Source organism: Paracoccus sp. C2R09 (genome assembly GCF_018860625.1).
Lineage (GTDB): Bacteria > Pseudomonadota > Alphaproteobacteria > Rhodobacterales > Rhodobacteraceae > Paracoccus.
On the sequence record NZ_JAHKQB010000029.1, the window covers coordinates 241,187 to 261,917 of the forward strand.

Sequence of the window (20,731 nt, forward strand, 5' to 3'; positions counted from 1 at the left end):
ACCTTCGATCACAAGGCGGTTCATTCGTGCTGCGTCCCATCCTGTCATTCTTCGGTGCGATCTTCTCCTGGGTCGTGACCGGTCTCTTCTTCGCCGCACTGACCGTGGGGGGGATCTTCTGGATCTACAGCCGCGATCTGCCCAGCCACGAGACGCTGGCGCAATATGCCCCCAAGACCATCAGCCGCGTCTATTCCGGTGAAGGTCAGCTGATCGACGAATTCGCCGAGGAGCGCCGCATCTTCGTCCCGGTCGAGGAGATCCCCGACCTGGTCAAGCAGGCCTTCATCAGCGCCGAGGACAAGAACTTCTACAGCCATCCGGGCTATGACCTGCGCGGCATCATCGGGGCCGCATGGCAGGCCGTCGCCAGCGGCGGCAACAGCGTGCGCGGCGCGTCCACGATCACCCAGCAGGTGATGAAGAACTTCCTTCTGTCCAGCGACCGCAGCGTCGAACGCAAGGTCAAGGAACTGATCCTGGCCGCGCGCCTGGAACGCACGCTGAGCAAGGACGAGATCCTGGAACTGTATCTGAACGAGATCTTCCTCGGGCAGAACAGCTTCGGCGTGGCTGCGGCCTCGCAGGTCTATTTCAACCGCTCTCTGTCCGAACTGGCCCCGCACGAGGCCGCGATGCTGGCCGCCATGCCGCAGGCGCCGGGCCGGTATCACCCAGTTCGCGCCAAGGAACGCGTGACCGAACGGCGCAACTATGTCCTGCGAGAGATGTGGCAGAACGGCTTCATCGACGAGGCGACCTACGAATCCGAGGCCAAGCTGCCGCTGCGCTCTGTCCAGAACGGCGATTTCCCCTCGGCCGGCAGCCAGATGCCGCCGCGCGACTACTTCACCGACGAGATCCGCCGCCAGCTGAGCCGCGAATTCGGCGAGGAGGAGTTCTTCGGCGGTGGCCTGACCATCCGCGCCACGGTCGAGCCGAACCTGCAGGACCAGGCCGAAGCCGCGCTGCAGCGCGCGCTGGAGGATTACGACCGCGGTCGCGGCGTCTGGCGCGGCACGGACGAGGTGATCCCGGCGGACAAGCTGGACGACGAGGCCGAATGGCGCGGTGCGCTGTGGGATCTGCGCCTGCCGCGCGACATTCCCGGCTGGCACCCCGCCGTGGTGCTGGAACTGGGCGCCAGCGACGCCCGCATCGGCATCGAGGGCATCGAGGAAGATGCCGACGGGCACTGGATTGTCGCCCGCGACGTGCAATGGGCCCGCAAGCTGGATCGCGAGACGGGCCGCCTTGGCCCGCGCGCGCAGGTGGCGTCGGACCTGCTGGAACTGGGCGACGTGGTGCTGGTCCGTGCGATGACCAGCGACAGCGACGGCAGCTTCATCCGCTGGACGCTGCGGCAGGTGCCGCAGGTGCAGGGCGGCTTCATGGCGATGGACGTGAACACGGGCCGCGTGCTGGCGATGCAGGGCGGGTTCTCGTACCAGTCCTCGGTCTTCAACCGCGCGACGCAGGCGCAGCGCCAGCCGGGTTCGGCCTTCAAGCCCTTCGTCTATGCCGCGGCGCTGGACAACAACTATACCCCCGCGACGATCGTGGTGGACGAACCGATCCGCATCAACACGCCCCAGGGCCTGTGGGAACCCAAGAACAGCTCGGGTCGTCATTACGGCCCGACGCCCCTGCGCACCGGGATCGAGCAGTCGCGCAACCTGATGACCATCCGCATCGCCGACGATATCGGGATGGAGAACGTCGCCCGCTATGCCGAGAGCTTCGGCGTCTATGTCAAGCTGCAGCCCTTCCTGGCCAACGCCCTTGGCGCGCAGGAGACGACGCTGTTCAACATGGTCGCGGCCTATGCGATGTTCGCCAATGGCGGCGAACGGGTCGAACCCACGCTGGTCGACCGCGTGCAGGACCGCCGCGGGCGCACCGTCTATCGCCACGACAAGCGCGTCTGCGAGACCTGCGGCATGCAGGCGCTGCCCTTCGGGCAGGGTCCGGTCATCGACAACAACCGCGAAAGGGTGATGGACGCGGTCACCGCCTATCAGCTGACCTCGATGATGGAGGGCGTGGTCGAACGCGGTTCGGGCAAGGGCGTGAACCTGCCCGTGCCGATCGCGGGCAAGACCGGCACCACGAACGACGCCAAGGACGTGTGGTTCATCGGCTATTCCAGCAATATCGTGGCCGGCTGCTATCTGGGCTACGACCAGCCGCGCTCGCTCGGGTCCAGCGCCTATGGCGGGACGCTGTGCGTTCCGGTGTTCAACGAGTTCATGCGCGAGGCCGTGCGCGAATTCGGCGGGACCGAGTTCAAGGTTCCCCCCGGCGGCTACTGGGTCAAGATCGACCGCGTGACGGGTCAGCGCCTGCCCGACGATGCGACCGGGCCGAACGTCATCAGCGAATATTTCCGCGACGGGACCGACCCGGACTGGCTGTCGCCCTATGTCGTGTCGGGCTTCGGAGATTCCACCGTCATCCTGCCATGGGAGGCGGGCGCCTCGGGCCGGACGGGGCAGTCGATCACCACCTCGACCGGCAAGCAGCGCGTCATCCCCAAACGCCCCGATTTCGGGACCATGTCCTCGGGCGGGTTGTATTAACCGTTCAGCAGATCCGGGTGGCCCAGCAGGTCCGCCCGGTTCTGTTCGACCCAGGCGAAGCAGTCGCCGATCCGCGCCAGCTGGGGCAGGGGTTCGAACCCATGGGCGTGCCAGATACTGTCGGGGTCGGCCTGCAGGATGCGGATCAGGGTCGAGGCCACGATCCGCCCGCCGACGCCCGCAAGACGCCCCTGGCCCCCGGCATCGGCCTCTTGCAGAACATAGAACCACAGCGGCGTGCGGCTGATCCCGGCATCGTCCAGCACCTGCGGCAGATCCAGCCGGGGCAGATGCAGCGCATCGGCCGCCTGCTGGCCGCTTGACATTTCCAGCGCATAGCGGTCGCGCAGGATGTTGCGCAGGGGCAGCTTGCGCGCCAGATCGACCGGAACCTCGGTACCGTTCGGAAGATGCAGCCCGTCATGGATGAACGGCAGCTCGAACAGGCCCTGCGCCACGCCCAGCCCCACGGGCCGCGCCTTCTGTGCGGGGTGATGGCCCGACTGGAAGAACAGCCCCAGATCCAGCTGATGATCCGCCGTCCGCTTGCCGCGATGCCCGAAGATCAAGATCTCGTTGCCCGGCGACAGGACATAGCTGTTGCGCACCGTCGCATGACCGAAGCGGAAGCACGCCCCCGAGAACTCGACCGGCATCAGGGGCGCATCGCTGAGATAACCCGCGCCTTCCTTGGCGTCGCGAATTGCGGCATGGGTCACGAATGCCGGAAGAAAATCGTTCAGGATATGGTTCTGATAATGCAACTGAACGAAACGGCGGGCGATTTCGAAATCATTTACCGGGATCCGCGCATTTCCCGACCAAAGATCGTTCGATGTGCCCGCCATGGATATATCGCGAATATCGTTTTCCAGCGGGCCCGAATTGTGCAATTGCGACAAGACGAGATTGTGCAGGCAGATATATGCCCCCTGGATCTGGCTGACGAATATGTTCTCGTCATTGCGGGGATCGCCGATCAGCGCGGTTCCCTTGCCGTTGCGGGACAGGTCGAGGTGATAATCCGTGCGTCCGAACAGTAGATACCCCTCGTGCCCGTTCAGCGATCCGTACAGGTGCGGGCTGGCTTCGGGTCCGTCGCCATAGACGCAGTCCATGTCCAGATTGGGCGTGCGGATGTTGCGGATGCCGCGTGGATCGATGGTGCGACCGATCACGCTGGTCACGTCGAAGGTCACGTCGTGGTCGATGAACTGGCCGAAGAATGTCAGCCCCGCATCGGCCGGGCCCTCCTGGTCGTCGATCCGAAGGGTATTCACCAGATCCCCGAATATGCGCAGCAATTCCTGTTCGTCGCCGTTCCAGGCCAGGGGGTTTCGCGGCAGAAGCCTGCCGAATATCTGCGGGATCACGTGATCGGTGCTGTTCAGCGCCTCGCCATGAAGGCAGGATTCGATGAAACGGTCGAAACCGCTCATTCCATGGTTTTGATAGGACATTTCAACCTCGGTAACTTATTAAATGGACGTGGCGTGAATATACGCGAATATGTTAATCGATCAATTATATTATAATTGGATCGAACATAATGGAATTGTGCGTCCGCGAACGCGGCTTCTGCCCGGTCTTGCCGATGCCCGGTCTTGCCGATGGTAGCGCGGCAAGCTATGTCTGCCCCTCGCACCAGAAGGGGAATTCCATGCGCGCCGAGACGCAGTCCACAATCGAATCCATCCGTCGCTCGTTGACGCTGCTGGGTCAGCGCATGGACTGGCAGACCGCGCCCCATCGCCTGGAAGAAATGAACGCCATGATCGAGGATGGCGATCTGTGGTCCGACCCGGCCCGCGCGCAGAAGCTGATGCGCGAACGTCAGGCGCTGGCCGATGCGATCGAGACCTATCGCCGGATCGACGCCGATCTGACCGCCAATGCCGAGATGGTCGAACTGGCCGAGGAGGAGGGCGATCCCGATCTGGTCGCCGAGGCCGAGGGCAACCTGAAGTCGCTGGCCGAACTGGCTGCGCAGAAGGAGCTGGAGGCCCTGCTGAACGGCGAGGCCGACGGCAACGACACCTTCTTGGAAATCAACGCGGGCGCGGGCGGCACCGAAAGCTGCGACTGGGCGTCCATGCTGGCGCGCATGTATGTCCGTTGGGCCGAGAAGAAGGGCTACGAGGTCGAGCTTCTGTCCGAGACCGGCGGCGACGAGGCGGGCATCCGCAGCGCGGCCTACAAGATCACCGGGCACAACGCCTATGGCTGGCTGAAATCGGAATCGGGCGTGCATCGCCTGGTCCGCATCAGCCCCTATGACAGCGCCGCGCGTCGTCACACCAGCTTCAGCAGCGTCTGGGTCTATCCAGTGGTGGACGAGAATATCGAGATCACGGTTCCCGACAACGAGATCCGCATCGATACCTATCGTTCGTCCGGTGCGGGCGGTCAGCACGTCAACACGACCGACTCGGCCGTGCGGATTACCCACATCCCGACCGGCATCGTGGTGACCAGTTCCGAGAAGTCGCAGCACCAGAACCGCGCCAACGCCATGGCCGCGCTGAAATCGCGCCTGTACCAGATGGAGCTGGACCGCCGCAACGCCGAGATCAACGCCCAGCACGCCGCCAAGGGCGAGGCGGGCTGGGGCAACCAGATCCGGTCCTATGTGCTGCATCCCTACCAGATGGTGAAGGATCTGCGCACCTCCGAGGAGACGAGCGACACGCAGGGCGTGCTGGACGGCGATCTGGACGCCTTCATGGCCGCGACCCTTGCGCTGGACGTTGCCGGCAAGAGCCGCGCCGAGGCGAACGCCGCCGACTGATCGCGCGGCTTGCCGGATCGGCCCGGGCTTCCTATCATGCTGCAACTGCAAAAGGGGCGCCGTGGGTCATGGAACGCAAGTCGGTCAATCTGGCACTGCAGGGCGGGGGGGCGCATGGCGCCTTCACCTGGGGTGTTCTCGACCGCCTGCTGGACGAACACTGGCTGGAGATCGCGGGCGTCAGCGGCACGTCTGCAGGGGCGCTGAACGGTGCGGCGCTGAAGGCGGGCCTGGGCGCGCATGGCGGCCGGGCAGGGCGCATGGCCGCCAAGGAAAACCTCGACCGCCTCTGGTCCGAGATCGGCATGATGAGCGACAACCGCGTGGTCCGCTGGACGCAGTCGCTGATGCCCATGAACCGCTCGATGCAGCGCTGGACCGAGATGTTCTCGCCCGCCGCATGGCTGGACAACCTGACCCGCATCTTCAGCCCCTATGATTACGGGCCGTTCTATTCCAACCCGCTCGGGCCGCTGCTGCAGGGCCTGCCCCATTCGAATTACGCCTGCGATGGCGGCCCCGAGCTGTTCATCGCGGCGACCAATGTGCGCACCGGGCGCATCCGCGTCTTTTCGGGCCGCGAGACCAGCGTCGATGCCATCATCGCATCGGCCTGCCTGCCGACGATGTTCCAGGCGGTCGAGATCGCGGACCCCGCCACCGGCCGGGTCGAGGCCTATTGGGACGGCGGCTTCACGGGCAACCCGGCGCTGTTTCCGCTCTATGCTGCGCGGTTCCCGCGGGACATCGTGATCGTGGCGATCAACCCGCTGATGCGCGACGTGCTGCCCCGCAGCCCGGTCGAGATCGCGGACCGCGTGAACGAGATCAGCTTCAACAGTTCGCTGATGGCCCAGCTGCGGTCGATCAACTTCGTCAAGAAGCTGTTCGACGAGGGGCGCATGACCAACAGGTCCATGAAGAACGTGCTGATCCATCTGATCGACGACGACAAGCTGATGAACGACCTGAACGCGCGGTCCAAGGTCATGCCCAAGCCGGGACTGCTGGAAAGCATGAAATCGGCGGGGCAGGTCGCGGCGGATGTCTTCCTGCAGGATCACGCCGACAAGTTGAACAGGACCGACAGCTTCGATCTGCAGGCCCTGTTCGCAAATTATCCGGCCTGATCAGAAGGCGGCGGCGATCTTCGCGGCCAGGCGCGCGTTGTTCAGCACCAGCTCGATATTCGAGGCCAGCGAACGGCCTTCGGTCAGCTCGAAGATGCGGCCCAGCAGGAAGGGCGTCACGGCCTTGGCGGCGATGCCCTGTGCCTCGGCTTCCGCCAGGGCCTGCTCGATCACGGGCATGATCTCGTCGCGCGGGATCTCGGCATCAACCGGGATCGGGTTCGCGACCAGCTGGCCGCCCGTCACGCCCAGGCGCGCGCGCATCTTGGCGGCCGCGGCGATCTGGGCCGGATCGTCCATGCGCAGCGGCGCCTTGATGCCGCTTTCGCGCGACCAGAAGGCGGGCAGCTCGTCCTGGCCGAAGGCGATGACCGGCACGCCCAGGGTCTCCAGCACTTCCCAGGTCTTGGGCAGATCCAGGATCGCCTTGGCGCCCGCGGCGACGACGGTCACCGGGGTCCGGCCCAGTTCCTGCAGGTCGGCCGAGATGTCGAAGCTGGTTTCCGCCCCGCGATGGACGCCGCCGATGCCGCCGGTGGCAAAGACGTGGATCCCCGCCAGTTCGGCGCAGATCATGGTGGCGGCCACGGTCGTCGCGCCCGTGCGACCATTCGCGATGCAGACCGCCAGGTCGGCGCGGCTCAGCTTCATCGCCTGGTCAGGGGGCGTCTGCGCCAGCGCGGTCAGTTCCTCGGTCGTCAGGCCGACATGGATGCGCCCGCCCATCACGGCAATGGTCGCGGGAACGGCGCCGCCCTCGCGGATGACATCCTCGACCTTCTGGGCCATTTCCAGGTTCTGGGGCCAGGGCATCCCGTGGGTGATGATCGTGGATTCCAGCGCCACGACCGGGCGGCCCTGCTTCAACGCGTCGGCGACTTCGGGCGAGAAGCTGAGAGGTGCATCATGCATCAGGGGACGTCCTTTCCGGAGACATGCGCGGCAGAGGCTTCGACCGCCTGCCGCAGGGCCGCATCGCGCGGCTGGTTCTTCAATTCGGCCGCAAGATGCGCGGCAAGGAAGCAGTCGCCCGCGCCGGTGACGCGTGCGACCGTGACGGGGGGCGGGCGATGGGTCAGGGTCGGCCCGTTGGCCATCGCATCCGCCGCCGCATGGGGACCGTCCGTGACCAGCACGCGGGCCGCGCCGCGCGCGACCACGGCCTCGGCGGCGCTGGCGGCATCCGCGCAGGCGCGCCCGGCCAGGATCTCGGCCTCGAGACGGTTGAGATAGAAGCAGCCGCGACGTGCGGCGATCAGGGGTTCCAGCCGCTCGGCCTTGCCGGGGCTTGCGGGAACCACGCGCAGATCGGCATGGGACAGACGCGGATCGCGGGCGATCACGGCCAGCAGATCCTCGGTCAGGTTGCCGTCCAGCACCACGGGGCGCGACCAGGCAGCCAGCGCGTCGTCCAGGGGCGACAGGATCGCATCGCCCGCCTCCTCCAGCGAATGGGCGTCGGCGATGGCCGCGATCAGCCCCTCGCTGTCCTCGATCCCCATGTAGCAGTCGGTGGGCAGGCCGCCGTCGCGGAACAGATGCCCGGTCAGCACGCCAAGACGCTCGGCCTCGGCGATCAGGGCCTCTCCCTCGGGGTCGCGGCCCACGGCGGACAGCACGGCGGGCGCGACGCCCCAACGGGCCAGCGCGACGGCGACATTCAGCGCGACGCCCCCCGGAATGTGGCGGATCCGTCCCGGCACGTCCGCACCGGGCGCCATGCGGCGCGGCGCGCGGCCGATCACGTCCCAGAGCATCGCGCCGATGCACAAGACCTCAGGCGTCGTCGTCATCCAATTCCCTCAGTTCGGCTTCGAGGAAGCGTTCGAAATCGTCCAGGTCCACCGGATCGAACTGTCCGAAGCCCTGCATCCAGACCGAGGCCATGCGCATCCCCGAAGGGTCCAGCATGCACCATGTGATCCGGCCCCGCCGTTCCTGACGGATCAGGCCCGCGGCTGCAAGCACCGACAGATGCTTGGAGATCGCCGCAAGGCTCATGGCGAAGGGCTGGGCCACGTCGCTGACCGCCATGTCGTCTTCCAGCAGCATGGACAGCACGCGCCTGCGCGTCGGGTCCGCAAGGGCCGCAAAGATCAGGTCCAGCCTGTCGGGGCAGGATCGTGGGACGGGGGCAGGGGGCATATGGGGATCGGGCCTTGGTCAACCAGCGGGTTGAATAATGTCCTGCCGCGCCGCGGAATGCAATGCGTGCAACGAAATAGGAATATGCAGTCGATTCAGCGGCTTGTCGCGGGGAACCCCGTGCTTGACTTGGGGGGCCGTTCTTTCTAGACAGCCTTCAACGAACACGGGGGCGTGAAGCATGGCCGGTGAACCCCGGGACGACGCGGAAAAGGGATCGGATGCCGACCGTCTCCGCGCGCTCGAGGCGAAGCTGGCCAAAAAGGCCCCCGGTCCGCGGCCCCAGGGTCCGATGGGCAAGTACGAACAGGCCAACCTGGCCTGGCGGATGGTGATCGAGCTTGTGACCGGGCTGGGGCTTGGCGGGGCGATCGGTTACGGTCTGGACTATCTTCTGGGGACGATGCCCCTGATGATGGTCGTCTTCATATTTCTCGGCCTCGCGGCCGGCATCAAGACGATGATGCGCACCGCGGGCGAGATCGACAAGGATACCGGCCCGAGGCCGGGCAGTGACGAGAGGGATTGATCGTGGCGACGGAAGCGACTGGCGGCGGCCTTGAATTCCACCCGATGGACCAGTTCGTGGTCAAGCCGCTCTTTGGCGGGACCGATGTCCATTGGTGGACCCCCACCAACGTCACGCTGTGGCTGGCGCTGACCGCGCTTGCGTCCATCGCGCTGCTGGTGCTGGGCACCCGTGGTCGCGCCGTGGTCCCGAACCGCGCGCAGTCGGTCGCCGAGATGGCATACGGCCTCGTTCACAAGATGATCGAGGACATCGCCGGCAAGGACGGGCTGCAGTACTTCCCCTATGTGCTGACGCTGTTCATGTTCATCTGCTTCGGCAACATGCTGGGCCTCGTGCCGACCGCATTCACCGTCACCTCGCATATCGCGGTGACCGGCGTGCTGGCGATGGCCGTGTTCATCGGCGTGACCGTCATCGGCTTCGTCAAGAACGGCAGCCATTTCCTCGAACTGTTCTGGATCAAGTCGGCGCCGCTGGCCGTGCGCCCGATCCTGGCCGTGATCGAGGTCATCAGCTACTTCGTGCGTCCGCTCAGCCTGTCCATCCGTCTGGCAGGCAACATGATCGCGGGCCACGCCGTCATCAAGGTTTTCGCAGGGTTCGCGGCCATCGCCGCCGTCGCACCCGTCGCCATCCTGGCTGTCGTCGGCATGTATGCCTTCGAGGTTCTGGTGGCCTTCGTTCAGGCCTACGTCTTCACGATCCTGACCTGCGTCTACCTCAAGGATGCGCTGCACCCGTCGCACTGAGGCGACGACGCGCAGCGACAGCGACCCCTGCCGGGGTCGCCCAACCAAGATCGCCAATCTTCCAACCGCAAGGAGAGATACCATGGAAGGCAATATCGCAGAACTGGGCCAGTACATCGGCGTCGGCCTGACCGCGTTCGGCATGGGCTTCGCCGCCCTCGGCGTCGGCAACGTCGCCGGCAACTTCCTGGCCGGTGCCCTGCGCAACCCGTCGGCCGCCGCCGGTCAGACCGCCACGCTGTTCATCGGCATGGCTTTCGCGGAAGCACTGGGGATCTTCTCGTTCCTCGTCGCGCTTCTGCTGATGTTCGCGGTCTGATCCCACGCCATCCTTGCGGCGGGGTGGGGGTTCGCCCCCGCCCCATCGTGAACTTCAAGGCCATGGGGTAGGAAATGTTCAGCCTGTTGCAAGAGGCCGCCACCCACGCGGTCGAACACTCTGAGGGCGAGATCGTCGGTCACGACGCAGCCCACGGCACCGATGCCGCGGCCTACGGGGCCGATGCAGCGGGCCATGCCGAAGCCGCGGGACTTCCGCAGCTGGACCTGACCACGTTCGGCAACCAGATCTTCTGGCTGGTCGTCACGCTGGTGGTCCTCTATCTGGTCCTGTCGCGCGTCGCGCTGCCCCGTATCGCCGCCGTCCTGTCAGACCGTCAGGGCGCGATCACCGGCGATCTGATGGCCGCCGAGGAATTCAAGCAGAAGGCCCGCGCGGCCGAAGCTGCCTATGACAAGGCCCTGGCCGATGCCCGGACCGAAGCCCAGTCGATCGTGGCGCAGAACCGCGCCGAGATCCAGGCCGAGCTGGACGCCGCAATCGCCAAGGCGGATGCCGAAATCGCCGCCCGCACCGCCGAAGCCGAAGGTCGCCTTCGCGAGATCCGCGCATCCTCGGATGTCAGCGCCCGCGAGGTCGCCCGCGAGGTCACGGCCCAGCTGGTCGCGTCCTTCGGGGGCAATGCCGATGCCGCAAGCGTCGATGCCGCCGTCGATGCACGGATGAAAGGAGCGGTTCAATGAAGCGTCTTCTCGCAACCGCCGCCGCAGGCGCGATGATCGCAGGTCCGGCAGCCGCCGCGACCGGTCCGTTCTTCTCGCTCGGCAATACCGACTTCATCGTGCTGCTGGCCTTCCTCGTCTTCATCGGGGTGCTGGTCTACTTCAAGGTTCCCGCCCTGCTGGGTGGTCTGCTGGACAAGCGGGCCGAAGGCATTCGCGGCGATCTGGACGAGGCCCGTCGCCTGCGCGAGGAAGCCCAGGAGATCTATGCCAGCTATGAGCGTCGTCAGCGCGAAGTGAAGGGCCAGGCAGAGGAAATCGTCGCCAATGCCCGTCGCGAAGCCGAGGCGCAGGCCGGTCGTGCCAAGGACGATCTGGCCCGTTCGATCGACCGTCGCCTGCAGGCGGCCGAAGATCAGATCGCCAGCGCCGAGAAGGACGCTGTCCGCGCCGTTCGCGACCGTGCCGTTTCCGCCGCTGTCGCGGCTGCCTCGGAACTGCTGGCGCAGCAGGTCCAGGCGGGCAACCGCTCGGCCGGGATCGACGACGCGATCGAGGATGTGGCACGCCGCCTCAACTAAGATCCGCGATCCGACTTAAAGAAGCCCCCGGTGCCATCTGGCAGCCGGGGGTTTTTCGTTGGCAGGTCGGAGGGGCCGGGATGTCCCGGCCCGCATTCCTTACTGCGTCGGGCGGATGATGATCTCGACCCGGCGGTTCTGCGCGCGGCCCGATGCGGTATCGTTCGATGCCACGGGCTGGCTGAAGCCGCGACCGACGGCGACCATGCGGCTCTGGTTGACGCCGGCGGCCGACAGGATGCCCAGCACCGACTGGGCGCGACGCTGCGACAGGTCCTGGTTGTAGGACGCGCTGCCGGTGTTGTCGGTATGGCCGATCACCTCGACCCGGCTGTTCGGATACTGGTTCAGGTTCCGCGCAACGGCATAGAGGTCGCTCTGGGCCGGGCCGGACACGGCGGCGCTGTCGGTGGCGAACAGGATGCCCTCGGGCATGACCACCTGCAGATAGGAACCGTGGTTCACGATCTGGACATTCGGGTTCTGGATCGACTGTTCCAGCGCGGCGGCCTGGCGGTCGAGGATGTTGCCCGCGATGGCACCCGCGGCCGCGCCGACGATGGCGCCACGCGCCGCGTCGCGGCCCTCGTTGTTGCTGTCTTCGTCGCGGGTCGCACCATAGATCGCGCCGACCGCGGCGCCTGCCAGGGCACCCTGCTGGGTGCGGCTCAGCCCGGTGCCGGTCCCGGTGCCCGTCCCGGTTCCGGTGGCATTCGGGTCGGCACATGCGCCAAGCGCCATGAGGCCGGAAACGGCAAGAATTGCACTGCTGCGGAGTTTCATCGGAGCTCCCTTTCGATGTTCCGTGGGCGGCATTTCACCGCGCCGTCTTGTTCTTCTCGGCCCGCCTGCGGGCCGCAATCAACGCAACGCACGCTGTCGCAGTTCCGCGCGAATGGGAAGCCAAGTTTCGGTGAACCGAACGGTCTGGCGCGGAATTCCGCCCGGTGCTTGCATTGCCGCGCGGGCGGGGTCAAAAGCGGTCTGTCATGTCGAAACGCCTTCCCCCTCCCTTGCCCTTCGGCACCCAGGTCGCGATCTTCTCGCGGTTGCGGGAATCGAACCCGGTCCCCGAGACCGAGCTTGAGTTCACGAACCCCTACACGCTGGTCGTGGCCGTCGCTTTGTCGGCGCAGGCGACCGATGTCGGGGTGAACAAGGCCACGCGCGGGCTGTTCGCCATCGCCGATACCCCGCAGAAGATGCTGGAGCTTGGCATCGAAGGCGTGACCGAGCATATCAAGACCATCGGCCTCTTTCGCCAGAAGGCCAGGAACGTCATCGCCCTGTCGCGCATCCTGGTCGATCAGTATGGCGGAGAGGTTCCCGACAGCCGCGCCGCGCTGATGTCGCTGCCGGGCGTGGGGCGCAAGACGGCGAATGTCGTCCTGTCCTGCGCCTTCGGCCATCCCGCGCAGGCGGTCGATACCCATATCTTCCGCGTCGGCAACCGCACCCGCCTGGCGCCGGGCCGCGACGTGGACGAGGTCGAACGCGCGATCGAGGACAACGTCCCGGCGCGCTTCCAGACCCATGCGCATCACTGGCTGATCCTGCACGGGCGCTATGTCTGCCAGGCGCGGCGACCGCGCTGCGCCATCTGCCCCATCGAAGAATTCTGCCCATTCGAGGAGAAGACCGAATGAACGAGCCCTATGTCATCGGCATCGGCAACGCCGTCATGGACATCATCGCCCCCACCGAGGAATCCCGCCTGTCCGAGTTGGGCATCGAGAAGGGGATCATGCAGCTTGTCGATCGCGAGCGGTCCGAGTTCCTGATGGCCGCGCAGGCCGACGACCATTCGGATCGCCGGATGGATGCGCGGATGGCCGCGGGCGGCAGTGTGGCCAACACGCTGGCGGGGATCGGTCGGCTGGGGCTGCGCACCTCGTTCATCGGCTGCGTGGCGGATGACGAGATCGGCCGCAGCTATGCCGCCCAGACCGAGGCGTCGGGAACGCGCTTCGTCAATGCGCCGGTTCCCGGGGGCAGCCTGCCCAGTTCGCGCACGATCATCTTCGTGACCCCGGATGGCGAACGCTCGATGAACACCTATCTGGGCATCTCGGCGGAACTGGGCCCCGACGATGTCGATCCGGCGGTGTTCGACGGCGCGGGCTGGCTGTTCCTCGAAGGGTATCTGTTCGACAAGCCGAAGGGCAAGGACGCCTTCCTGAAGGCCGCGGACCAGATCCACCGCGTGGGCGGACAGGCGGGCATCGCGCTGTCCGATCCCTTTTGCGTCGATCGCCACCGCGACGATTTCCGCCAGCTGGTCGCGGGCCAGATGGATTACGTCATCGGCAATGTCCACGAATGGCAGTCGCTCTATCAGGTCGAGGATCTGGAAGAGGCGCTGCGCCTTGCGACTGCGGATTGCGGGACCGTCATCTGCACGCGTTCGGGCGACGATGCGATCCTGATCCGAAACGAGGAACGCGTGACCGCGCCCGTCCATCGCGTGGTCCCGGTGGATGCGACCGGCGCGGGCGATCAGTTCGCGGCGGGGCTGATCTATGGCCTGGCCTCCGGGCTGCCGCTGGAGGTCGCGGGCCGGATGGGCTGCATGGCCGCAGCCGAAGTGATCGGCCATGTCGGCGCCCGCCCCGAACGCGACCTGCTGGCCGATTTCCGCGCAGCGGGGCTCTAGGCGCGCGCGACCTGCCGCAGCCCGCGGGAAATCCGCTGACAGGTCAGGGGCTTCACGCCTGCTTGTCCCGCCGGACGGGTGGGCGTTGATCCGTTGCGTGCCGTGGTTCGGGCGTGTATCACCGCCAAAACCAAGGCAGGCAAGGATATCAGGATGCGCAGGGTTGTCGTCACGGGATTGGGTATGGTCACGCCTCTGGCCTCCGGGGTCGAGGAAACGTGGTCGCGGCTGCTGGAAGGGCAGTCGGGTGCGGGGCCGATCACGCGCTTCGATGCCAAGGACGTGGTGACGAAATACGCCTGCGAGATCCCCTTCGGCGACGGCTCTGACGGCAGCTTCAATCCCGACGACTGGATGGCGCCGAAGGACCGCCGCAAGGTGGACGACTTCATCCTCTATGGCATGGCCGCGGCACATCAGGCCGTGACCGATGCGGGCTGGACCCCCGAGGATGAAGAGGCGCGTCTGCGCACCGGCGTGATGATCGGGTCGGGCATCGGCGGTCTGACCTCGATCGCGGAGACGGCGGTGCTGATCAAGGAACGCGGCCCCAAGCGGGTCAGCCCCTTCTTCATCCCCGGCGCGCTGATCAACCTGATCTCGGGTCAGGTGTCGATCCGCTATGGCTTCAAGGGGCCGAACCACGCGCCGGTGACGGCATGTTCGACGGGCGCCCATGCCATCGGCGACGCGGCCCGCATGATCGCCTTCGGCGACGCGGACGTGATGGTCGCAGGCGGCGCCGAGAGCCCGATCAGCGAGATCGGGATCGCGGGCTTCAACGCCTGCAAGGCGCTGTCCACCAAGCGTGGCGACGATCCGAAGACCGCCAGCCGCCCCTATGACGACGACCGCGACGGTTTCGTCATGGGCGAGGGTGCGGGCGTCGTCGTCCTCGAGGAATACGAACATGCGGTCGCGCGTGGCGCCAGGATCTATGCCGAGGTGCTGGGTTACGGGATGTCGGGCGACGCCTATCACATCACCGCCCCGGCCGAGGATGGCGATGGCGGCTTCCGCGCGATGAAGGCGGCGCTGGCCTCGGCCAGGCTGACGCCGGATGCGATCGACTACATCAACGCGCATGGCACCAGCACCATGGCCGACACGATCGAGCTGGGCGCGGTGGAGCGTCTGCTGGGCGATCACGCGAAGAACGCCGTCATGTCGTCCACCAAGTCCAGCATCGGCCATCTTCTGGGTGCCGCAGGCGCGGTCGAGGCGATCTTCAGCATCCTGGCGATCCGCGATCAGATCTGCCCGCCGACGATCAACCTGGACAACCCGGCGGTCGAACCGAAGCTGGATCTTGCCGCCAATGCCGCCGTCCGTCGCAAGGTCGATGTCGCGCTGTCCAACAGCTTCGGCTTCGGCGGCACGAATGCCTGCCTGATCATCGGAAAGGTCGCCTGATGATCTGGCGCAACATCGCGTCGAACTTTCTGACGCTGCTGATCGTGCTGATGGTCGCGGGTGCCGCGGCCATCGCATGGGCCAAGCGCGAATTCAGCGGTCCGGGTCCGAGCGAGGTTGCGCAATGCGTCCAGATCTCGCCCGGGGCCAGCCTGAACGCGGTCAGCAACCAGCTGGCATCGCAGGGGGCGATCAGCCACGCCTATATCTTCCGCGCGGGCGCGGATTACATGGGCAAGGCGCGCGACCTGAAATTCGGCAGCTTCCTCGTGCCGCCCGGCGCCAGCATGGAACAGATCGTCGATACGGTCACGGCGGGCGGCCCGTCCACCTGCGGGACCGAGGTCCTGATCCGCGTGGGCGTCCGCGAGAACAGCGTCCTGCTGCGCGACATGAACCCGGAAACGGGCGCCTACGAGGAAATGGCCCGCTTCGACCCCGCGACCGAGGAGCGCCCCGAGGAGATCGCGCAGGCCGAGGCCAAGGCCGATGTGCGCCTGTCGCTGGTCATGGCCGAGGGCGTCACCAGCTGGCAGGTGGTCGAGGCGCTTCGCGCGGCTGAGTTCCTGACCGGTGAGGTCTCCGAGATCCCCGCCGAAGGCAGCCTCGCGCCCGACAGCTATCAGTTGCAGAAGGGTGCGGACCGCAATGCGATCCTGGCCGACATGGCCCGCCGCCAGCAGGCGATCCTGTCCGAGGCATGGGAGAACCGCCCCTTCGGTCTGCCCTATGACAACCCGCAAGAGGCGCTGATCATGGCCTCGATCGTCGAGAAGGAGACCGGCGTCGCGGATGAACGCCCACAGGTCGCCAGCGTCTTCGTGAACCGCCTGCGCCAGGGCATGCGCCTGCAGACGGACCCGACGGTCATCTACGGCATTACCGGCGGGCAGGGCATCCTGGATCGCGGCATCCGCCGGTCCGAACTGAACGCCCGGACGCCCTACAACACCTACCAGATCGACGGGTTGCCGCCGACGCCCATCGCCAATCCGGGCCGCGCGGCGATCCGTGCGGCGCTGAACCCCGACGAGACGGAATACCTGTTCTTCGTCGCGGACGGGACGGGGGGTCACGCCTTCTCTCGCACGCTCGAGGAACACAATGCCGCCGTCGCCCGCTGGCGCGCGATCGAAGCGAACCAGGGGCTGCCGACCGACAGCCCCGTGCAGACGGACCAGTAGACGCGCCTTCGCGTTTGACAAGACGAGGCCCCCGGACGCAGGCTGCATTCGGGGGCCTTTCTGCATTTTCAGACCATGGGCCCGGCACAGAGAGGATTTCGCGATGATGAAGATGTCCGACATGCTGAACGCGCTGGCCGAGAACGCCCGCACCTTCGAGGCCCGGATGGGCGAATGGCAGGATGCCATGTCGAAGAACAGCGAAGAGGCCATGACCCAGGCCCGCAAGTGGCAGGAACAGGCGATCGCCCAGCAGGAAGAGGTCAATCGCCAGATGCAGGCCCACATGTCCGAGGCCGGCGAGACGATGCGCAACCAGTTCCAGCAGATGCAGGCCAAGTGGGAAACGCAGTTCGAGGCCATGCGCAAGCAGGGCGAGGAGATGCGCGCATCCGCGATGAAGATGGGCGGCGGCGAGGGCAAGGGGCTGGCCGACTGGGCCGAGGCCTATGCCGCGCAGGTGGTCAGCTTCACCCAGAAGATGCAGGGCGAGGCCGCCGATGCCATCGCCAAGGCGACCGAGGCCCGGGCACGCACCAAGAAGGGTTGAACTGAAGCGCGCGGAGGGCCTGTAAGCCGGATCCTGTCCACCGCTTGCGCGGCTGGATGACCATTCATCTGCCCCGACCGTTGCCGGCCGGATCTAGCTGCCTACCCGGATCTGCTGGGGCAAGGTGGCCCTGCGGGGTTGCCCCCGCGCGCGATCCCTATTCGGCATTGCTCCCGGTGGGGCTTGCCATGCGGGTCCTGTTGCCAGTCCCCCGGTGGGCTCTTACCCCACCGTTTCACCCTTACCCGTGCGGACACGGGCGGTCTGTTCTCTGTGGCGCTTTCCCTGGGGTTGCCCCCGCCGGGCGTTACCCGGCACCGTTACCTCATGGAGTCCGGACTTTCCTCGACGGCTTGCACCGCCACGGTCATCCGGCCCTCCGCGCAGGGGGGGATATGGACGAGGGGCCTCAGGCCGTCAAGTCGCGAAGCGCGGCGGCGACCGCCCGGTCCGCATCGGTTTCGGGGCCATGCGCCCATGGGCGGTGGCGCAGGCGGAAGGCCTGCAACAGCGCGTCGGGATCGCCTTCGGGATATCCGATGGCCGTCAGCGATTCCGCCAATGGCGCGGGCGTCGCCATCATGCGGGTGAAGATCGCCAGCCCCTCGCGGGACAGACCTTCCCAGTCGAAGCGCGGGCCGGGGTCGTCCTTGCGTCCGGGGGCCAGGTCGGAATGCGCGATCACGCCCTCGGGGCCGATCTGCCAGCGGTCCATGATACCGCGCAGCAGCTCGCGCAGCGCCGCCATCTGGGGCGCGGCAAAGGGACGGTCGCCGGGATTGGCCAGCTCGATACCGACAGAGCGGCTGTTCACGTCGTCCTGCCCGCGCCAGCTGCCCGCACCCGCATGCCATGCGCGGCGATCCTCGGGGACCAGCGCGTCCATGCGGCCATCCTCGTCGATCAGCCAATGGGCGCTGACCTCTGCGGCCGGGTCGCACAGCCGTTCGCGGGCCGAGGCCGCGTCGATCATCTTGGTGAAATGCAGCACGATCAGCGACGGGCGCTGACCGCGCCTGTCGCCATGATTCGGGCTGGGATGGATCATGGGGCCTGTTCGGCCCGCATCCGGGGTGCGATATCGACCGGTTCGTCACCGGCCGAGGCCACGGGCTTGACGACCCGCAGCTTGCGCACACCCATCGTGGCGGGGACAGGAACCGGGTCCTTCCCGGCAATATCGGCCCCCGTGGGCGCGTAGAAGGGTCGCGCGACCGGAATCACCCGCGAGGGATCGGCATCCGTCACCAGGGCCGCCTCTCGGGCGGCGCGGTATTCGCCGTAAGGGCTGTTGCCGAACTGATAGTTCGGGTTCCAGCCCTGGTTGACGCCACAGCCGGCCAGCGCCAGCACCAAGATCACCTTCCAGCCGCGCATCCCGCCTCCGTTCGCTTGCCTGTCGACGTTACCACCAGCGATCGGGCTTGGCCACAAAACCTGCGGCCCGTTCCAGAACCGATGCCTGGTTCAGCAGTTCGCCTTCCTCGAAGGGGCGGCCGAACATCTGCAGACCAAGCGGCAGGCCCTGCGCATCCTGCCCGACCGGCACCGCGACACCCGGCAGACCCGCCAGGTTCAGCGTGACCGTGAAGACGTCGTTCAGATACATCTGCACCGGATCGCCCTTGTCCACCGAACCAAGCGCGAAGGCCGCCGACGGGGTCGTGGGCGCCAGGATCGAATCGATGCCCTCGGCAAAGACGTTCTCGAAGTCGCGCTTGATCAGGGCGCGCACCTTGCGGGCGCGGTTGTAATAGGCGTCGTAGAAGCCCGCCGACAGCACATAGGTGCCGATCATCACGCGGCGCTGCACCTCGGGGCCGAAGCCCTCGGCGCGGGTCTTCTCGTACATCTCGACGATGCCGTCGCCCTGACCCAGCTTGGCGCGGTGGCCGTAACGCACGCCGTCATAGCGCGCGAGGTTCGACGACGCCTCGGCCGGGGCGATGACGTAATAGGCCGGCAGCGCGTATTTCGCATGCGGCAGGCTGATATCCACGATCTCGGCGCCCGCGTCGCGCAGCATCTCGGCGCCCTGCTTCCACAGCGCGTCGATGGCGTCGGGCATGCCCTCCATGCGGTATTCGCGCGGGATGCCGATCTTCTTGCCGCGGATGTCGCCGGTCAGCGCGGCCTCAAAATCGGGGACGGGCAGGTCGGCGCAGGTGCTGTCCATCGGGTCGGCCGACGCCATCGCGCCCAGCATGATGGCGGCATCGCGGACCGTCTTGGTCATCGGCCCCGCCTGGTCCAGACTGGAGGCATAGGCGATCGTGCCCCAACGGCTGACGCGGCCATAGGTGGGCTTCAGGCCGACGGTCCCGGTGAAGGCCGCGGGCTGGCGGATCGAGCCGCCGGTATCGGTGCCGGTCGCGGCGATCACCAGATCGGCGGCCACGGCGGCGGCGGACCCACCCGAGGAACCGCCCGGCGTCAGCTGCTGGCCGTCCTTGCCGCGCCACGGGTTCACGGCAGGGCCGTAGCAGCTCGATTCGTTGGTCGAGCCCATGGCGAACTCGTCCTGGTTCAACTTGCCCAGCATGACCGCGCCCGCGTCCCACAGGTTGCGGGTGACGGTCGATTCATATTCCGGGACGAAGCCCTTAAGGATGTTGCTGCCCGCCTGGGTCGGCACGCCCTTGACGGCAAAGACGTCCTTCACGCCGACGGGGATGCCCGTCATGGCGGTGGCATCGCCCGCGGCAATGCGCTTGTCGGCATCGGCGGCCATCCGGCGGGCCAGATCGGCGGTCTTGTGGACAAACGCGTTCAGCGCGCCCTGACCTTCGGCGGCGGCGATGCAGGCTTCGGTCAGTTCGACCGAGGTGGTTTCGCCCTTGGCCAGCGCGTCGCGCGCCCCGGCGATGGTCATGCGGTTCAGTTCGGTCATTCCACCACCTTCGGCACGGCAAAGAAGCCCTCGCGCGCGTCGGGGGCATTCGACAGGATCTTTTCGGGCATGCCACCCGTGGTGACGCCATCCTCGCGGCGCTTGAGGCGCATGGGCGTGACGCCGGTCATCGGCTCGACGCCTTCGACATCGACTTCGTTCAGCTGTTCCATGAAATGCAGAATGCCGCTGAGTTCGCGCGCGAGATCTGGCAGGGCGGCGTCATCGACCGCGATGCGCGCCAGATGCGCGACCTTGCGGGCCTCGTCTTCGGTGATCGACATGACATTTCCTTTCGTTCGGGCGCGGGTCTACCCCGCCCGCGATGATCCCGCAAGATTTCGCGCCACGATAAGGCATGCGGGATGGGGCGGGCAGGGGGTAAATGCATCGATTCCAGTGCCTTGCGCGGTGGGCGCGAAAAATTCGCGGGGCGTGCATTTTTTCTCTTGCGGGGCGGAACGGCTTTGCCTAAACACCGCCTCACGCCGCAGGGAAGACCTGCAGCGTGACAATGTGGCCCGTTCGTCTATCG

22 protein-coding genes and 1 other RNA gene are annotated in these 20,731 nt (G+C 66.5%); 13 read left to right on the forward strand and 10 right to left on the reverse strand.

Annotation, left to right across the window (positions count from 1 at the left end; translation table 11 throughout):
- Positions 1-26: 26 nt before the first annotated feature.
- Positions 27-2,579, forward strand: a complete 2,553-nt coding sequence (locus KO490_RS13030) for a penicillin-binding protein 1A (RefSeq protein ID WP_216019845.1) — start codon at positions 27-29, stop codon at positions 2,577-2,579.
- Here KO490_RS13030 and KO490_RS13035 read toward each other — a convergent pair.
- Positions 2,576-4,018, reverse strand: coding sequence for a peroxidase family protein (locus tag KO490_RS13035; RefSeq protein WP_216019846.1), 1,443 nt, complete (start codon positions 4,016-4,018; stop codon positions 2,576-2,578). The genes KO490_RS13030 and KO490_RS13035 overlap by 4 nt on opposite strands.
- Before the next feature lie 221 nt (positions 4,019-4,239).
- Here KO490_RS13035 and prfB point away from each other — a divergent pair, with 221 nt between their 5' ends.
- A complete protein-coding gene (gene prfB, locus KO490_RS13040; protein ID WP_216019847.1) occupies positions 4,240-5,367 on the forward strand; it encodes a peptide chain release factor 2 in 1,128 nt (375 codons plus the stop codon).
- 68 nt (positions 5,368-5,435) lie between these two features.
- Positions 5,436-6,497, forward strand: a complete 1,062-nt coding sequence (locus KO490_RS13045) for a patatin-like phospholipase family protein (RefSeq protein WP_216019848.1) — start codon at positions 5,436-5,438, stop codon at positions 6,495-6,497.
- Here KO490_RS13045 and KO490_RS13050 read toward each other — a convergent pair whose 3' ends face one another.
- Genes KO490_RS13050 through KO490_RS13060 form a run of 3 tightly spaced genes read right to left on the reverse strand, consistent with a single transcriptional unit; the run spans position 6,498 to position 8,642 of the window.
- Entirely contained in the window at positions 6,498-7,409 is a 912-nt protein-coding gene (locus KO490_RS13050) for a pseudouridine-5'-phosphate glycosidase (protein WP_216019849.1), read from the reverse strand.
- Positions 7,409-8,290, reverse strand: a complete 882-nt coding sequence (locus KO490_RS13055; protein ID WP_216019850.1) for a PfkB family carbohydrate kinase — start codon at positions 8,288-8,290, stop codon at positions 7,409-7,411. The genes KO490_RS13050 and KO490_RS13055 overlap by 1 nt, the downstream gene beginning before the upstream one ends.
- A complete protein-coding gene (locus KO490_RS13060; protein WP_216019851.1) occupies positions 8,274-8,642 on the reverse strand; it encodes a helix-turn-helix transcriptional regulator in 369 nt (122 codons plus the stop codon). The genes KO490_RS13055 and KO490_RS13060 overlap by 17 nt, the downstream gene beginning before the upstream one ends.
- 181 nt (positions 8,643-8,823) lie before the next feature.
- Between KO490_RS13060 and KO490_RS13065 the strand changes: the two genes are divergently transcribed.
- From KO490_RS13065 to KO490_RS13085, 5 genes are all read left to right on the forward strand, one after another.
- Positions 8,824-9,171, forward strand: coding sequence for an AtpZ/AtpI family protein (locus KO490_RS13065; RefSeq protein WP_216019852.1), 348 nt, complete (start codon positions 8,824-8,826; stop codon positions 9,169-9,171).
- A 2-nt stretch (positions 9,172-9,173) separates the two neighbouring features.
- Positions 9,174-9,923 (forward strand): F0F1 ATP synthase subunit A, encoded by a 750-nt coding sequence (locus KO490_RS13070; protein WP_303462342.1) that lies wholly within the window; start codon positions 9,174-9,176, stop codon positions 9,921-9,923.
- An 82-nt stretch (positions 9,924-10,005) separates the two neighbouring features.
- Entirely contained in the window at positions 10,006-10,242 is a 237-nt protein-coding gene (locus KO490_RS13075) for a F0F1 ATP synthase subunit C (protein ID WP_022707390.1), read from the forward strand.
- 74 nt (positions 10,243-10,316) lie between these two features.
- On the forward strand, positions 10,317-10,946 hold the full coding sequence (locus KO490_RS13080) for a F0F1 ATP synthase subunit B' (protein ID WP_216019853.1): 630 nt from the start codon (positions 10,317-10,319) through the stop codon (positions 10,944-10,946).
- A complete protein-coding gene (locus KO490_RS13085; protein WP_216019854.1) occupies positions 10,943-11,506 on the forward strand; it encodes a F0F1 ATP synthase subunit B in 564 nt (187 codons plus the stop codon). Before KO490_RS13080 ends, KO490_RS13085 begins: the two co-directional genes overlap by 4 nt.
- Before the next feature lie 99 nt (positions 11,507-11,605).
- On the opposite strand, the gene KO490_RS13090 is transcribed toward KO490_RS13085, so the two are convergent.
- Positions 11,606-12,289 (reverse strand): OmpA family protein, encoded by a 684-nt coding sequence (locus KO490_RS13090; protein WP_216019855.1) that lies wholly within the window; start codon positions 12,287-12,289, stop codon positions 11,606-11,608.
- A 206-nt stretch (positions 12,290-12,495) separates the two neighbouring features.
- On the opposite strand from KO490_RS13090, the gene nth reads away from it, so the two are divergent.
- From nth to KO490_RS13115, 5 genes are all read left to right on the forward strand, one after another.
- Complete coding sequence (nth, locus tag KO490_RS13095; protein ID WP_216019856.1) at positions 12,496-13,152, forward strand: endonuclease III; 657 nt, start codon at positions 12,496-12,498, stop codon at positions 13,150-13,152.
- Entirely contained in the window at positions 13,149-14,159 is a 1,011-nt protein-coding gene (locus KO490_RS13100; protein WP_216019857.1) for an adenosine kinase, read from the forward strand. Before nth ends, KO490_RS13100 begins: the two co-directional genes overlap by 4 nt.
- Before the next feature lie 153 nt (positions 14,160-14,312).
- On the forward strand, positions 14,313-15,572 hold the full coding sequence (gene fabF, locus KO490_RS13105; protein WP_216019858.1) for a beta-ketoacyl-ACP synthase II: 1,260 nt from the start codon (positions 14,313-14,315) through the stop codon (positions 15,570-15,572).
- Positions 15,572-16,756: an endolytic transglycosylase MltG gene (gene mltG, locus KO490_RS13110; RefSeq protein ID WP_252727169.1), complete on the forward strand. Its 1,185-nt coding sequence runs from the start codon at positions 15,572-15,574 to the stop codon at positions 16,754-16,756. The genes fabF and mltG overlap by 1 nt, the downstream gene beginning before the upstream one ends.
- Before the next feature lie 103 nt (positions 16,757-16,859).
- Positions 16,860-17,306 carry a hypothetical protein gene (locus KO490_RS13115; protein WP_216019859.1) on the forward strand — a complete coding sequence of 149 codons (447 nt, stop codon included), beginning with the start codon at positions 16,860-16,862 and terminating at the stop codon, positions 17,304-17,306.
- 6 nt (positions 17,307-17,312) lie between these two features.
- Here the strand turns inward: KO490_RS13115 and rnpB are convergent.
- The 5 genes from rnpB to gatC all read right to left on the reverse strand — a co-directional run bounded on the left by rnpB (position 17,313) and on the right by gatC (position 20,480).
- Positions 17,313-17,689: RNase P RNA component class A (gene rnpB, locus KO490_RS13120), an RNA gene on the reverse strand.
- 26 nt (positions 17,690-17,715) lie between these two features.
- Positions 17,716-18,351 carry an N-acetylmuramoyl-L-alanine amidase gene (locus tag KO490_RS13125; protein WP_216020157.1) on the reverse strand — a complete coding sequence of 212 codons (636 nt, stop codon included), beginning with the start codon at positions 18,349-18,351 and terminating at the stop codon, positions 17,716-17,718.
- On the reverse strand, positions 18,351-18,683 hold the full coding sequence (locus KO490_RS13130) for a hypothetical protein (RefSeq protein ID WP_216019860.1): 333 nt from the start codon (positions 18,681-18,683) through the stop codon (positions 18,351-18,353). The genes KO490_RS13125 and KO490_RS13130 overlap by 1 nt, the downstream gene beginning before the upstream one ends.
- Positions 18,684-18,711: 28 nt before the next feature.
- Positions 18,712-20,196, reverse strand: a complete 1,485-nt coding sequence (gatA, locus tag KO490_RS13135) for an Asp-tRNA(Asn)/Glu-tRNA(Gln) amidotransferase subunit GatA (protein WP_216019861.1) — start codon at positions 20,194-20,196, stop codon at positions 18,712-18,714.
- Positions 20,193-20,480 (reverse strand): Asp-tRNA(Asn)/Glu-tRNA(Gln) amidotransferase subunit GatC, encoded by a 288-nt coding sequence (gene gatC, locus KO490_RS13140; RefSeq protein WP_216019862.1) that lies wholly within the window; start codon positions 20,478-20,480, stop codon positions 20,193-20,195. Before gatC ends, gatA begins: the two co-directional genes overlap by 4 nt.
- Positions 20,481-20,731: the final 251 nt, after the last annotated feature.

What these genes read in the sequence shown, in the direction of transcription:
- gatC (WP_216019862.1), bottom strand. Translation starts at nt 20,480, where the DNA reads ATGTCGATCACCGAAGACGAGGCCCGCAAGGTCGCGCATCTGGCGCGC.
- KO490_RS13045 (WP_216019848.1), top strand. Translation starts at nt 5,436, where the DNA reads ATGGAACGCAAGTCGGTCAATCTGGCACTGCAGGGCGGGGGGGCGCAT.
- KO490_RS13065 (WP_216019852.1), top strand. Translation starts at nt 8,824, where the DNA reads ATGGCCGGTGAACCCCGGGACGACGCGGAAAAGGGATCGGATGCCGAC.
- fabF (WP_216019858.1), top strand. Translation starts at nt 14,313, where the DNA reads ATGCGCAGGGTTGTCGTCACGGGATTGGGTATGGTCACGCCTCTGGCC.
- KO490_RS13130 (WP_216019860.1), bottom strand. Translation starts at nt 18,683, where the DNA reads ATGCGCGGCTGGAAGGTGATCTTGGTGCTGGCGCTGGCCGGCTGTGGC.
- KO490_RS13080 (WP_216019853.1), top strand. Translation starts at nt 10,317, where the DNA reads ATGTTCAGCCTGTTGCAAGAGGCCGCCACCCACGCGGTCGAACACTCT.
- KO490_RS13050 (WP_216019849.1), bottom strand. Translation starts at nt 7,409, where the DNA reads ATGCATGATGCACCTCTCAGCTTCTCGCCCGAAGTCGCCGACGCGTTG.
- KO490_RS13075 (WP_022707390.1), top strand. Translation starts at nt 10,006, where the DNA reads ATGGAAGGCAATATCGCAGAACTGGGCCAGTACATCGGCGTCGGCCTG.
- KO490_RS13090 (WP_216019855.1), bottom strand. Translation starts at nt 12,289, where the DNA reads ATGAAACTCCGCAGCAGTGCAATTCTTGCCGTTTCCGGCCTCATGGCG.
- KO490_RS13085 (WP_216019854.1), top strand. Translation starts at nt 10,943, where the DNA reads ATGAAGCGTCTTCTCGCAACCGCCGCCGCAGGCGCGATGATCGCAGGT.
- KO490_RS13100 (WP_216019857.1), top strand. Translation starts at nt 13,149, where the DNA reads ATGAACGAGCCCTATGTCATCGGCATCGGCAACGCCGTCATGGACATC.
- prfB (WP_216019847.1), top strand. Translation starts at nt 4,240, where the DNA reads ATGCGCGCCGAGACGCAGTCCACAATCGAATCCATCCGTCGCTCGTTG.
- KO490_RS13060 (WP_216019851.1), bottom strand. Translation starts at nt 8,642, where the DNA reads ATGCCCCCTGCCCCCGTCCCACGATCCTGCCCCGACAGGCTGGACCTG.
- KO490_RS13035 (WP_216019846.1), bottom strand. Translation starts at nt 4,018, where the DNA reads ATGAGCGGTTTCGACCGTTTCATCGAATCCTGCCTTCATGGCGAGGCG.
- KO490_RS13115 (WP_216019859.1), top strand. Translation starts at nt 16,860, where the DNA reads ATGATGAAGATGTCCGACATGCTGAACGCGCTGGCCGAGAACGCCCGC.
- nth (WP_216019856.1), top strand. Translation starts at nt 12,496, where the DNA reads ATGTCGAAACGCCTTCCCCCTCCCTTGCCCTTCGGCACCCAGGTCGCG.
- KO490_RS13055 (WP_216019850.1), bottom strand. Translation starts at nt 8,290, where the DNA reads ATGACGACGACGCCTGAGGTCTTGTGCATCGGCGCGATGCTCTGGGAC.
- mltG (WP_252727169.1), top strand. Translation starts at nt 15,572, where the DNA reads ATGATCTGGCGCAACATCGCGTCGAACTTTCTGACGCTGCTGATCGTG.
- gatA (WP_216019861.1), bottom strand. Translation starts at nt 20,196, where the DNA reads ATGACCGAACTGAACCGCATGACCATCGCCGGGGCGCGCGACGCGCTG.